We start from the raw sequence: 12,579 nt of genomic DNA, 5'->3' as shown, positions 1-12,579 counted from the left end.
CCGCCAGCAGACGCAGAATCGCATTGAAACGCTGGTAATTACGCGATTGTGCGTCTGCTCGCCAGTGAATACTCAGCTGCGCGGCAAGCCCAGCACGCGTTGAGCGATGATGTTGCGCTGGATTTCCGAAGTGCCGCCGGCGATGGTGCCCGAAAAGCTGCGCGCGTAACGCTCGAACCAGCTGGCGAAATAGTGGTCCAGGTTCATCGGCGCGTATGGGCCGCTCAAGGCGGGGTGGATGAGCCCGTCGGGGCCGGCGGCCGACAAGGCGTGTTCATAGGCGCATCGCTCTGCCTCAGAGCCGAGCAGCTTGAGTACCGACAGCTGGGCCACATCGTCTTCGCCTCGGGACGCGCGCGCCAGCGCCACCGAACCCAAGAGCCGCAAAGCATGTTTGTCGATGATTGCGGTGGCGTAGTGGTCGCGGTCCAGTGCCGTGGCCGGATGGAAGTCGGCGATCATATTGTCCAGCCGGTCCGCGAAGCCCAGCCACATCATGGTGCGCTCGTGTCCGAGAGATCCGTTGGCCACCCGCCATCCCTGGTTGAGCTCACCCACCAGGTTTTCCGCCGGAACCTTCGCATCGGTGAAGAACACCTCGTTGAAATCCAGGTCGTCGGCCGAGCAGATCGACGGGAAGGGCCGGCGCACAATGCCTTCGGTGTCGGTCGGGATCAGTAACGCACTGATGCCCTTGTGTTTTGGCGCGTCGGGATCGGTGCGCACAAAGGTCAACAAAACGTCGGCATCGTGCGCCCCGGAAGTCCACACCTTCTGCCCGTTGACCACGAAATGATCGCCTTGCGAACCGGAACAGCGCACCGCACTGGTACGCAACGACGCCAGATCGGATCCGGCGCTCGGCTCGCTCATCCCCAGCGAAGCGGTGATCTCGGCCCGCAGTATCGGCACTGCCCAGCGGTGCTTCTGTTCCTCACTGCCGAACGACAACAGCGACGCCGCAACGATATTCACGCCCTGCGGGTTGAGGCTGTGGTAGATCCGGCGGCGGCACAGTTCCTCCAGATAGACGTACTGCTGCAACACAGTCGCGTTGCGCCCGCCGAATTCGGGTGGCTGAGTGGGTAACAGCCAGCCGTTGTCGAACAGCAGCCGCTGCCAACGACGCGCCCATTGCGGCATGTGCGAGACCGACCGTGGGCGTTCCAGGGTTTCGCTTGCGGGCGGCAGGTTTTCGTCGAGGAAGGCCGAAAATTCCGCTCGAAACGCTTCGACGTCGGGATCAAAAGTCAGCTGCACGGTACTCCTCCGCGATCCGCGCCCGATGCTCCGCCGCGCCGCCGAGCATCAGCTCACCCGCTTTGGCTCGCTTGAGCGCGAATTGCAGGTCGTTCTCCCAGGTAAACCCCATTGCGCCGTGCAGCTGTATGCCGTGCCGGAACACCAGCGCCTGGCACTCTCCTGCAGACGCCTTGGCCATTGCGGCTGCCAGCCGGCGGCGCGGATCGTCCGCGGCAATCGTCAACGCGGCGAAGTACGCCAACGCGCGACCGCGTTCCACCGCGACGTGCATGTCGGCGGCCTTGTGTTGCACCGCTTGGAAGGACCCGATCGGCACACCGAACTGGTGACGGCTGCGCACGTGTTCGAGGACCAGGTCGAGGATGCGCTGGCAGGCGCCGACCATCGTGATCGCCATCCCTGTCAGCGCAACATGATTCGCGCGCTCGCGGTCGACGGTCACCCGGGCGCTGTCAGGCACCCGCACCTCGCCGAAGGACAGGTCGGCAACATGCAGCACCGGGTCGAACACCGCCGAACGCCGGGCCGACACCTGATCAGCCGAGATGATAAACACCCCGGCGTCGGTCACCACCGCCAGCCGGTCGGCACGATCGCCATCCAGGACGTGGCGCGCCGTGCCGTGCAACACCCAGCCGTCGGCGTCCCGGTGCGCCGACACCCCGTGGTACACGGCGGTCCCGGATTCATGCGGATCGAACCGATCTGCGGCGAGGGGCGCGAACTGACTCATCGTCGCCAGAAATGGGGTGGGATCGGTCGCGTGGCCGAGTTCTTCGAGCACGATCGCCAGCTCCACCGCGCTGCCCGGATCGTTCAGCTCGGTCCAGCCAAGGTCCAGATAGGCCTTCCACAGCGGCTCCCAAAAGGGCCTGGAGTCTCCGCTGTCCTCGGCGACGCTGCGCACCAGCGAGGGTGGGCATTGCTTCGCGGAAACATCGCGCACGGTCTGCTGCCACAGTCGCTGGTCAGCGTCGAACTCCAACAGCATCCAGGCCCGCCTTCCGTCATAACCGCTCAGGCGAGAATAGCATTCTCCGTTGCGGAAGTAATAATCTCGGAAACCGGCTATGACGTAGGCGGCAGAGCCGTCAACACGTCGTCGGCCGGAGCGTCCCAGTGGTCGAGATTGAGCGCCTCGGCGAGCGGGCGTCGACGAACGCACCCGTGCCTGCCCTCAGGCCAGCCGACCACGACGTGGCCGGCGATCAGCCAGTCCGTGGGAGCGCCGACGGCTTCCCGCAGCAACTGTTCACCGCCGTAGGAAGCCCAGCTGGTAAGGCACGCGCCGAGGCCTTGGGCGCGTCACGCGCCAGCGGTGGTGATGTCGTCGTCGCCCATCCAATGGACGAATCGTTGCAGTGGATACATCGCGTCGTGCGGGCTGCCCAGCACATGGGCGTTGGCAGTTCCCAAGCGGCACAAGCGCTGAGCGCCGGCACTAGCCAGCCGATCCCGTAGTCGCTGCTTGCGCTCGTACGGATATACACCGATGGTCTGTGTGGCGACGTTGACATATCGGAGGGCGTCGTCCAGAGATTCGACCATCACGACGTTCGACGTCTTGTTGGTGGGCTGAAACTCCACCGGCGAGTCCGACAGGATCACCAGGCCGCGACCGTCGAATCCGCCCCAGGTCTTGAGGTCGCCCATCGCTTCCATCACCTCGACCTCGTCGCGGAGCTCTGCCGGCAGCGGCGGGCCCTGCGCCGACGCGAAGTCACGGTCGACGTTCAGCCGCTGCGCCAGCTGGGCACACAGCGATTCGACCTGCGCCCGTTCGCCTTCCACGAAGGCATAGCGGCTGGCCAGACAGGCTTCCTGGTTGGACACTGTGGTGTCGGCGGCTAGCCGGTCGGCCACGTCGGCAATGCTGTCCGCGGAGTCGAACGCCTCGCGGCCGATCATCGAGATGGACGATTTGGGGTCGAAGGAGATCAACTGGAGCCCCGGACCCAAATACCGGATCACGTTGGCGATCGCCTCGCCACCGCCCCAGGCGACGATCTTGTCGAAGTACTGCGGGCGGTAGAGGGTGCCTTCAATGGAGGTGTCTCCGCCCTGCCAGTACACCGCCGACATCGAGCGCACGATGGGATGCGCCGGATCGATTTCTCCCATGGTGCGCAGCACCGCAACCGTGGTGAATGGATCGCTCGACGGCATCTTGAACAGATTGACCGCCTTGACCAACGCCCCCTGCGCAATCGATGCAACACATCCCGACGGAGCATTGCCGGCCAGCATGTGCACCATGCGCGGTGGGAAGGCGCGGATCGCTCCCTTGTTGCCGTACACATCGACACGCTCAATCCACCCGTCGAGCGCCTCGCGGTTGGCAAAGTTCGAGTCGACGATGCTCTCCAGCAGTTGCCTGTTCAGGTAGTAAGGGGCCTGACGGTAGAGGTTTTCCACGACGCGGCGCGGCAGCGGATTGGTGGCGGCGATCAGCTCGAGACATTGCTGCAAGTGGGCGTTTCGATCCAGATGCAGACGATCACCGGTTTCAGCCAGGAAGTCGATGATCTCCGCCAGCTTGACATCCAGCAGGGGTGGCAGCTGCGCGCGCGGCACCACGACAGCATCGAGATCGATTGCGGGCGTGGTGAAATCGGCGCCCAAGTCGCGTGACGTGTACCGAACCGCATCACCGGCAACCAACACGCCCCGAACGAAGTGGGGTGCTGAGAGCGTGGTCATGCGACCCCCCGTACATAGGCGTCGATGGACCCGGCGCAGCTGATCTTGTCGCCTCCCGGCAGATCGGCGTATCGCGTGATTTCGCGGCCCACGGTCGGACCCTGATGACCGCACCGGCATTGAGCAAAACTCACGCTGACCCGGTCGCCGCTGATCACCCCTCCCCAGCGTCCTTCGATCGAAGTGTCGAAAAACGCTGCCCGAGCCTCGATTTCATCGCCCACGGCGTCCAGCAGTTGCTCGCCGCTGGAGTCTAACGGGAGCATGATCACCCATGGCGAGATGTGATACCGCCCGGCATGGCACAGCGGGAACGTTCCGTTGATCTCGCGCATGCTGTACATGTGGTAGAGACGCTCTTCGGAAACGTTGAACGTCTCCAGGATGTACTCACGGTAATTTTCCGGCAGCACAGCGCCTTTGAGCCCGCCAGCCACCATCATCGCGTTGGTCGGGTTGAAATCGTCGCCGCCGTGGCCGTCGGCGCGAATCCCTTCCGCGATCTGATAGAGCGTGGCGAACATGCCGGTCGCAAGCAGGGGCAGGTTGCGGGCCTCGATGACCGCGTCGATGGCTTTCTTGGCCGACGCGTCCATGTCGGCCATCCGCTGCGCGGCAATGCGCTCGAACTCCGCGATCTCGTTGGGCCGCGCCGTGCCGTCGGCCAGCTTGCGCCGCAAGGTGATCATGTCCACCATCGACCCGACCGTGATCGGCTCTCCGTCGCCGAACTGGTAGGGCGGGTACCGCGTGGAAAAGCAGTCCACCATCGCCTGCCGGATCGCGTCCTCGCGCGGGGCGGCGAATTGTGGCCCCAGGCCGAGGAATTTGCGGTCCTCGCCGCGGGTAAGGCCTGTTGCCCATACCAGGGCCTCGATGTTGATCCGCGCCGAGAGCTCGATGTCGCCCTCGGTGCACGACAACATGGCGGGCTTGCCGGTGGTTCCGCTAGAGCACGACAGGTAATGCCCGACGGTTTCGAGCCGCTTGATCCAGCCGTCGAGTGTTTCCACGCCACCGGTGTCCAGACCTTGCACGGGGCGGGTCGACACGGTGGCCAGCCACTTGCCCATGCGGTCCCAGCGCCGCTCGCTGAGCCATCCTTCACCGTAAGTCTTGTAGGTGGTGTGGGCGAAAAGCAGTGGCACCAGGTCGGCGGGCTGCCTGATCTGCTGTACGCCACTGGATTCCGCGCGATTGGCCAGCAGCGGGATGTCGTGAGCCTGGCTCTGCAGTCGCTCGTTGGCGGCTTCCAGCTGCACCGGCAGCAAGTCGGCGGGTGCGATATCGAAGCAATCCTTCGCCCCGACCAAGTCCACCAGGCGCGCAGCTGCAGACGTCATCTGTTCCCTCTTTTCAACCGGCCGCATTAAGTAAACACCACTGTATATTAATGACGGTGCGTCCGGCTAGCCTTCGGCCCAGCGGCGACACCGGACGGCCAAGGTTGCGGCCAGCCGTCCGGGGTGGCTGTACATCACGTCGTGGCAGCTGTCGATGCAGATCATCGTGTCGACACCGCCGAGTTGCTCCACGGCATACAGCTGTTGTCGCACCGACAGTGCTCGGTCGCGCAGGGTCATGATCCAGGTCCGGTGCACGTCGTCGGGCAGGTCGCTGCGATCGACCGGCTCGAAGATGACGTTGGGCGATTCCAGGTACAGCCGCGATAGCGCCAGCTTGCGCTGCTGCCGTGTCATGCCATTGCAGAACGCGAATCGTGCTGCCGGGCTGGGCATTGGGAACGACGCACCTAACCAACGCGCCGATCGCGCCAACGGAGCCAGAGGCCCACGCAGCGCGTCCACCACCGACGACCCCTGCGGCGGAACGAATGCGGCCACCATGATCATCTCGAGCGCCCGTGCCGCCCCGAGCTTTGCCACGATTCCCGGCACGGTCAAACCGGCCATCGAATGTCCCACGACGACGACGTGTTCGAGTCCGGCGTCATCAATGTCGGCCACCGCGGAGTTCACCCAGTCGGCGATCCTCACCGTCGTCAGGTCCGCGGGTTTGTCGGCACGTCCCGGGAGATCCACTGCGAGCACTCGTAATTCGGGTGCAAGCAAGGCCAATTCGGCAACGGTGGACTCCCAGCAGTCGGACGCGTGAGCGCCGCCGTGGACCAGTACGAGAGCGGGTAGTGCCATCCCCGTCGGTGTCGGCGGGTCAGTCGCGGCGCAGGACGCCGCGAAGAAACAGGTTGACCGCGTATTGCAAGTGGCGCCCCTCTTCCTCGGCGCTGCGATAGATACCGCACTCGGCCAGCCGCACGGGTAGATACTCGATCATCGCGATGAAGTGGCCGGCGGCCAACTCGAGGTCCTCAACCTGGATCGCTCCGGCGTCTTGGTGAGTCCTGAGCAGATCCATGACCTGCCTACGTCGCCCCGACCAGATCATCGAATGTGCGCTGATCGCGAACTCGGGAAACCGCGCTGACTCGTTCATCGCGATCCGGGTCAGACGCATGATGTCCGGGTCGATCGCGCGCGCGAGCCCGGCCCGGCCGATCGCGACCAGAGCGGTGCGCAGATCACGGTCATGCACGTCGTCATCCGGCTCGGGCTCGGTCCTTCGGGTGAGCGCCCAGGGGATGACCTCGACGAACACGGCCCGCTTGTCGGGATAGCGCGCATACAGCGTTCGCCGCGTGATGCCGGCCGCACGCGCGATCGCTTCCATCGTGGCCCCGTCGTAACCATGTTTGACGAAGGTCGCGACGGCGGCCTTACGTAGTTTCCGATCTAGCTTCTTGGCTTCGGCCTGCGTTGGTCGACCGCGCCGGGTTGTGGCCACCACGGTGGAAAGTATACAAACTTGTATATATGAAACCCTCACGCTGGACAGAAATAGACGCCCGTGTATGCCTAGCCGGTCGGGCGACGAAAGACACGCAAGGCAAGAATCCCGATACGGCCGAGAGAAGGGCTACCGGGCCCTCGACACTTTCAGCGCGACCTAGGCGGTGATTGTCTGCCGGTGAATGCCCGCGCCACACCAAAGGAGAAGACCATTGGATCGTCAAACCTACGACAAAGGACTCGAAATCCGTTCCGCCGTATTGGGCGAGGCATACGTCACCAAGGCCCTGGCCGACGCGGACGACTTCACGAAGCCGCTGCAGGATCTGGTCACCGAGTACTGCTGGGGAACGGTATGGGGCCGTGACGGCCTGCCGCTCAAGACTCGCAGCATGCTCAACTTAGCGATGATCCCGATCCTCAACCGGCCGAACGAATTACGCACTCACATCAAGGCGGCGCTGACCAACGGCGTCACTCGCGACGAGATCCGCGAGGTCTTCCTGCAGGTAGCCATCTACGCCGGGGTGCCGGCCGCGGTCGACAGTTTCCGCATCGCCCAGCAGACATTTGCCGAGCTGGACGAGAGCTAGGGCCCGCCATGGAGATCGGGTTCATCGGGTTGGGAAACATGGGCTTTCCCATGGCGCGACGGCTCATCCAGGAGAATCACGATGTCGTCGCCTTCGACACCAACAGCACCGCATTCGAGCGCATCGTCGCGCTCGGCGCACGGGCCGCATCGTCGCCAAGAGAGGTTGCCGATCGTGCAGAAACCGTGCTGGCCAGTCTCCCATCGCCGACGGTGTCGATCGAGGTGGCAACCGGCCCAACAGGAGTGATCAATGGCTCCCGGGTGAAGCGCTACGTCGACCTGTCGACCATTGGCCGCCAAACAGCCGTCAAGATTCACGACCTGCTGGGCGAGCGGGACATCGTCGCAATCGACAGTCCGGTCAGCGGCGGCGTCCGCGGGGCCGAGAAGGGCGCATTAGCCGTCATGGTATCCGGCCCGCGCGGCGAATTCGACGTCATACGAACCACTCTCGAAGCGATCGGCCGGCCCTTCTATGTCGGCGACCAGCCCGGCTCGGCGCAGACCATGAAGCTTGCCAACAACATACTGGCGGCCAACGTCCTGGTCGCGACGGCAGAAGTCGTCGTGATGGGGGTCAAGGCCGGCCTGGACCCCAACGTGATGATCGAGGTGCTTAACGCAGGTTCAGGCGGGACGAGCGCGAGCCGCGACAAGTTCCCCCGCGCGATCCTGCCGCGCACCTTCGACTACGGCTTCGCCACCGGGTTGATGCTCAAAGACGTGCGGCTCTATCTCGACGAAGCCAAGGCGCTCGGCGTGCCCGTCGACGTCGCCGAAGTGATCGGCGGGATCTGGGAGGCTACCGCGCGCGACCAAGGCCCGGATTCCGACTTCACCGCCGTGATCAAACCGCTGGAAGAAGCCGCCCGCGTCATCGTGGGCCAAGCGGACGAATCCCCCGGACGCTCTGCCGTCTGACGCTTGGCCACCACAGCGGTCCCGCCGGCCATACTGAGAATGGTATTATACCTATACAAGAATGCCACTTGCGATCGCAGCCCTGATACTGGTCTCTACCAGGGCCGATGAATAATCGAAACGCTTACCGAAAATGCATTGATCGACGACCGATGAGAATGTTAGATTGTCTATCATCTGCCCCTGACGGGCACATTTTGACGACCGAAGCCGGAGGATGGCTTTCGTGATCGACCACGCTGACGGAACACGCACGCCGCTGATTGACGCGAGCGTGCATATCTTCTTCCCGTCCAACAAGGATCTGCGCTCGTACCTGCGCGAGCCTTTCAAGAGCCGCGGTTTCCCCGACTACGAGATGGACTGGTACGGGGCGCCGGGCGGTGAGTACGCCCCTAACACCGACGGGCCGAATCGCCGGTACCCTGGTTCAGATCCGGAATTCGTTGCGAGAGAACTGTTTTCGAGCCGCGGGGTGGATGTCGCGGTCCTGCACCCAATGGGCCGCGGCATCATGCCGGACCGCCATCTGGGCAGCGCTCTGCACGCCGCCCACAACGAGATGATGGTGGAGCGCTGGCTGGCACACGACGAGTTCGGTGACCGGTTCCGCGGCACCATCCGGGTGAACCCCGACGACATCGCCGGCGCATTGCGCGAGATCGAAAAGTGGCGGCGCCATCCGCGCGTCGTGCAGATCGGCGTCCCGCTGCAGTCCCGCGAGGTCTACGGCAAACCACAGTTCTGGCCATTGTGGGAGGCGGCGGTCGACGCGAACCTTCCGGTTGCCGTACACATCGAGGTCGGCTCCGGAATCGCCTTTCCCCCGACGCCGTCCGGGAACACCCGCACCTACGAGCAGTACGTGAGCTTCATGGCGCTGAACTACGTCTACCACCTGATGAACATGATCGCCGAGGGCGTGTTCGAACGCTATCCAACGCTGAAGTTCGTTTGGGCCGACGGCGCGGCGGACTTCCTGACGCCGTTCATTTGGCGGATGGACACGTTCGGCCGGCCCCATCTTGAGCAGACACCTTGGGCGCCGCGCATTCCCAGCGACTACCTGCCCGGCCATGTGTATTTCGTTCAGGGCAGCCTCGACGGTCCCGGCGACGCCGAGTTCGCCGGCGAATGGTTCGGCTTCACCGGCAAGGACGACATGGTGATGTTCGGCTCCAGTTATCCGCACTGGCAGTGCGGTGATGTCAAGAAGCTGCCGAAAGCGTTGTCCAGCGAACAGCGCGAGAAGCTGTGCTGGCGAAATGCGGCAAACCTGTACGGAATCGACATTTCGGTCGACCTGGCTAGAAGTTAGCCGCGGAGAGTCGCAAAATGGAAGGGAAACAAGGAAGGCCGAGGAGATCGAGATGACGCTCACCCACACGCACGAACGTGTTCCCGCCGCCGAGCGGATAGCCGTCCGGTGCGTCGACTCGGATGTTCACCCGGTGCCCAGACGCGGTGAAATTGTCCAGTACATCCCCGAGCCGTGGCGCAGCAAGTACTTCCTCACCCGCAACGTGGGTGAGCAGATTTACTACGACGCACCCGATTACGCGCACAGCTACGCGATGCGGGTGGACACCTTCCCGCGGGACAACGAATTCCCCGGCAGCGACCCGGACATGGCGTTTCGCCAGCTGATCATGGAAGCGGGTTCCGATATCGCGATTCTGGAACCGGGCGCCTACCCGGCTCGGCTGCCTGAAGCGCAGCACGCGATGTCATGCGCCTTGAACGACTGGCAGGCCAACCATTGGCTCGACAGCCACAACAACTGGCACGAGCGCTGGCGCGGCTCGATCTGCGCCGCCATTGAGGAGCCCGAAGCTACCGTCCGCGAAATCGAGCGCTGGGCCGGCCATCCCTACATGGCGCAGATTCTGATCAAGGCTGAACCGCGGCCGTCATGGGGCAACCCGAAATACGACCCGATCTGGGCGGCCGCCACCAAGCACGACATCACCGTGAGCTGCCACCTGTCCCGCAGCCAGTACGACGAGCTGCCGACACCGCCGGTGGGATTCCCCAGCTACAACCACGACTTCATGGTCACCTACTCGCTGCTGGCCGCCAACCAGGTGATGAGCCTGATCTTCGACGGCGTCTTCGACCGCTTCCCGACGCTGCGAATCGTCTTCGTCGAGCACGCCTTCACCTGGATCCTGCCGCTGATGTGGCGCATGGACGCGATCTACGAAGCGCGCAAGTCGTGGGTGGACATCAAGCGCAAGCCGTCTGAGTACGTGAAGGACCACATCAAGTTCACCACCCAGCCGCTGGACTACCCGGAGGACAAGACCGAGCTGACCCGCGCGCTGGAATGGATGGAGTGCGACAAGATCCTGCTGTACTCATCGGACTACCCGCACTGGACTTTCGACGACCCGCGCTGGCTGGTGAAGCACCTGCCGAAGGCGGCCCGGGACGCGGTCATGTACAAAAACGGCATCGCGACCTATCACCTGCCGGAGACCGTCCCGGTTCTCGAGGGTCAGACCCGGGTGCTCTGAAATTGACCGAAGAAACCACCAGGCGGCCCCAGCCCCGCCTCGCCCAGGGCCGCGAGCATGTGGTCGCGACAGTGGACGAAATCCCGCCGGGCACACACAAACTGGTGCCGATCGGACGCCACGGTGTGGGCGTCTACAACGTCAACGGCACCTTCTATGCGATCGCGAACTACTGCCCGCATCAGGGTGGGCCGCTGTGTTCGGGACGCCCCCGCGGCCGCACCATCGTGGACGAGACCGCTCCTGGTGACTCCGTCATGGTGCGCGACCTGGAGTACATCTATTGCCCTTGGCATCAATGGGGTTTCGAGCTGGCGACCGGCACGACGGCGGTCAAGCCGGAGTGGAGTATCCGGACGTATCCGGTACGCGTTGTCGGCAATGACGTTCTGGTCATGGCATAACAGGAGAATCGCGTGTCTTCTATCGAGGTCAACGGCGGCAACGTGGTCTATGAAATCCTCGGTGACTCAGGCGATCTCATCGCCCTGACGCCAGGCGGCCGGTTCAGTAAAGAGATCCCAGGTTTGCGTCCGCTGGCCGAAGCGCTGGCCGACGGTGGTTATCGCGTGTTGTTGTGGGACCGGCCCAACTGTGGTGCCTCCGATGTGCAGTTTTACGGGCAAAGCGAATCGCACATGCGCGCCGAAACTCTGCACAAGCTGGTGACCGGCTTGGGTTTCGAGCGGTGCATTTTGGCCGGGGGCTCCGGTGGGGCAAGAGATTCCATGCTGACCACGATGCTTTACCCCGAGATGGTCACCAAGCTTGTGGTATGGAACATCGTCGGCGGCATTTACGGCACGTTCGTGCTCGGCTCCTTTTACATCGTCCCAAGCATTCTCGCGGCCCGTGGCACCGGAATGGACGGCGTGGTAAGGGTGTCGGAGTGGCGCGAGCGCATCGACGAGAACCCCGCCAACAAGCAGCGGTTCCTCGACTTCGACAAGGATGAGTTCCTCAAGGTGATGCTGCGCTGGCTCAACGCGTTCGTCTCCAAGCCGGGCCAGACCATTCCCGGTGTCGACGACGAGATGTTCGACCGCATCACAGTTCCCACACTCATCATTCGCGGTGGCGAGAATGACTGGGACCATCCCAAACGGACGTCGCTGGAAGTCAGCTGCCTGATCAAGGGATCGAAGCTGATCGATCCCCCGTGGCCGGAGGATGCCTGGGAGCGTGCCTCTGAAGACCGCGCGGCCGGTAGGGTGCAGCACTTCAACATGTTTGACACCTGGGTGCTGGCTGCACCGGCAATCCTCGAATTCTTAGGATCCTGATGCGGTTACCGGGTGCGAATGTGGACCTCGCAGTTGAGCGACGCCTCCAGCGCCGTGTGGATCCGGCTTTCCGGGATGCGCTCGAGGTCCTCTTCGCGCAGCGTCACATAGACGATGTCGAAGCCGTCATCCCCGGGCCGGCGGGCGATCTCGCCGGTGAGCCCGAACCCGGACAGCACGCCACGGGCGTCGTCGTCGGTGCCCCTGCTGACGAAGGTGACCACGCCGCCCGTGGGCGTTACGCCGAAAACGCTGAAAGCTCTGCTGCACAAGTCGATTGCGGCTTCTTTGGTCGCGTCCACATCGTCGCTTTCGATCAGCAGCTCCACCTCGCGCCGACTGGCCGGCAGGGCCGCGAGATTGTTTTCGACCACGTCGGCGCCGATCTCACCCACCAACCCGAGGAGCCCTGCCATGCCCTCGCGTAACTGCTCCGGCATGAGCACACCGTCCGGGTCGACATTGACCCGCACCACCGCAGTCCGCATGCGGGC

Annotated in this window: 13 protein-coding genes and 1 pseudogene; 6 read left to right on the top strand and 8 right to left on the bottom strand. The window is 63.7% G+C overall.

What is annotated here, in order from left to right:
• Positions 1-72 precede the first annotated feature (72 nt).
• The 7 genes and pseudogenes from AC5Y21_RS11350 to AC5Y21_RS11320 form a co-directional block, all read right to left on the bottom strand.
• Positions 73-1,260: an acyl-CoA dehydrogenase family protein gene (locus tag AC5Y21_RS11350; protein ID WP_499912274.1), complete on the bottom strand. Its 1,188-nt coding sequence runs from the start codon at positions 1,258-1,260 to the stop codon at positions 73-75.
• Entirely contained in the window at positions 1,244-2,254 is a 1,011-nt protein-coding gene (locus tag AC5Y21_RS11345; RefSeq protein ID WP_499912273.1) for an acyl-CoA dehydrogenase family protein, read from the bottom strand. The genes AC5Y21_RS11350 and AC5Y21_RS11345 overlap by 17 nt, the downstream gene beginning before the upstream one ends.
• Positions 2,255-2,331: 77 nt before the next feature.
• Positions 2,332-2,568 (bottom strand): annotated as a pseudogene (locus AC5Y21_RS11340) (nitroreductase family protein); the annotation flags it as partial.
• Positions 2,569-3,963: an acyl-CoA reductase gene (locus AC5Y21_RS11335; protein ID WP_499912271.1), complete on the bottom strand. Its 1,395-nt coding sequence runs from the start codon at positions 3,961-3,963 to the stop codon at positions 2,569-2,571.
• Entirely contained in the window at positions 3,960-5,306 is a 1,347-nt protein-coding gene (locus AC5Y21_RS11330; RefSeq protein WP_499912269.1) for a hypothetical protein, read from the bottom strand. The genes AC5Y21_RS11335 and AC5Y21_RS11330 overlap by 4 nt, the downstream gene beginning before the upstream one ends.
• Before the next feature lie 66 nt (positions 5,307-5,372).
• Positions 5,373-6,116, bottom strand: a complete 744-nt coding sequence (locus AC5Y21_RS11325; RefSeq protein ID WP_499912268.1) for an alpha/beta fold hydrolase — start codon at positions 6,114-6,116, stop codon at positions 5,373-5,375.
• A gap of 19 nt (positions 6,117-6,135) precedes the next feature.
• Positions 6,136-6,768 (bottom strand): TetR/AcrR family transcriptional regulator, encoded by a 633-nt coding sequence (locus AC5Y21_RS11320; RefSeq protein WP_499912267.1) that lies wholly within the window; start codon positions 6,766-6,768, stop codon positions 6,136-6,138.
• Between the two features lie 214 nt (positions 6,769-6,982).
• On the opposite strand from AC5Y21_RS11320, the gene AC5Y21_RS11315 reads away from it, so the two are divergent.
• The 6 genes from AC5Y21_RS11315 to AC5Y21_RS11290 all read left to right on the top strand — a co-directional run bounded on the left by AC5Y21_RS11315 (position 6,983) and on the right by AC5Y21_RS11290 (position 12,085).
• On the top strand, positions 6,983-7,363 hold the full coding sequence (locus AC5Y21_RS11315; RefSeq protein ID WP_499912266.1) for a carboxymuconolactone decarboxylase family protein: 381 nt from the start codon (positions 6,983-6,985) through the stop codon (positions 7,361-7,363).
• Between the two features lie 8 nt (positions 7,364-7,371).
• On the top strand, positions 7,372-8,286 hold the full coding sequence (locus AC5Y21_RS11310; protein WP_499912264.1) for an NAD(P)-dependent oxidoreductase: 915 nt from the start codon (positions 7,372-7,374) through the stop codon (positions 8,284-8,286).
• 226 nt (positions 8,287-8,512) lie between these two features.
• Positions 8,513-9,604 (top strand): amidohydrolase family protein, encoded by a 1,092-nt coding sequence (locus tag AC5Y21_RS11305; RefSeq protein WP_499912263.1) that lies wholly within the window; start codon positions 8,513-8,515, stop codon positions 9,602-9,604.
• A gap of 52 nt (positions 9,605-9,656) precedes the next feature.
• Positions 9,657-10,802 carry an amidohydrolase family protein gene (locus tag AC5Y21_RS11300; RefSeq protein WP_499912261.1) on the top strand — a complete coding sequence of 382 codons (1,146 nt, stop codon included), beginning with the start codon at positions 9,657-9,659 and terminating at the stop codon, positions 10,800-10,802.
• 2 nt (positions 10,803-10,804) lie between these two features.
• The gene (locus AC5Y21_RS11295; RefSeq protein ID WP_499912260.1) at positions 10,805-11,206 is read left to right on the top strand and encodes a Rieske (2Fe-2S) protein; all 402 of its coding nucleotides are present in this window, start codon (positions 10,805-10,807) and stop codon (positions 11,204-11,206) included.
• Between the two features lie 12 nt (positions 11,207-11,218).
• Positions 11,219-12,085, top strand: coding sequence for an alpha/beta fold hydrolase (locus AC5Y21_RS11290; protein WP_499912258.1), 867 nt, complete (start codon positions 11,219-11,221; stop codon positions 12,083-12,085).
• 5 nt (positions 12,086-12,090) lie between these two features.
• Here the strand turns inward: AC5Y21_RS11290 and AC5Y21_RS11285 are convergent, their stop codons facing one another.
• Positions 12,091-12,573, bottom strand: a complete 483-nt coding sequence (locus AC5Y21_RS11285) for a hypothetical protein (RefSeq protein WP_499912256.1) — start codon at positions 12,571-12,573, stop codon at positions 12,091-12,093.
• Positions 12,574-12,579 lie beyond the last annotated feature (6 nt).

It is taken from the genome of Mycobacterium sp. NGS41 (genome assembly GCF_059812725.1).
This window is presented reverse-complemented; position numbering and strand designations above follow the sequence as displayed.

Excerpts from the sequence above, each read along its gene's own strand:
- AC5Y21_RS11345 (WP_499912273.1), bottom strand. The coding sequence starts at position 2,254 with ATGCTGTTGGAGTTCGACGCTGACCAGCGACTGTGGCAGCAGACCGTG.
- AC5Y21_RS11335 (WP_499912271.1), bottom strand. The coding sequence starts at position 3,963 with ATGACCACGCTCTCAGCACCCCACTTCGTTCGGGGCGTGTTGGTTGCC.
- AC5Y21_RS11330 (WP_499912269.1), bottom strand. The coding sequence starts at position 5,306 with ATGACGTCTGCAGCTGCGCGCCTGGTGGACTTGGTCGGGGCGAAGGAT.
- AC5Y21_RS11325 (WP_499912268.1), bottom strand. The coding sequence starts at position 6,116 with ATGGCACTACCCGCTCTCGTACTGGTCCACGGCGGCGCTCACGCGTCC.
- AC5Y21_RS11310 (WP_499912264.1), top strand. The coding sequence starts at position 7,372 with ATGGAGATCGGGTTCATCGGGTTGGGAAACATGGGCTTTCCCATGGCG.
- AC5Y21_RS11300 (WP_499912261.1), top strand. The coding sequence starts at position 9,657 with ATGACGCTCACCCACACGCACGAACGTGTTCCCGCCGCCGAGCGGATA.
- AC5Y21_RS11285 (WP_499912256.1), bottom strand. The coding sequence starts at position 12,573 with ATGCGGACTGCGGTGGTGCGGGTCAATGTCGACCCGGACGGTGTGCTC.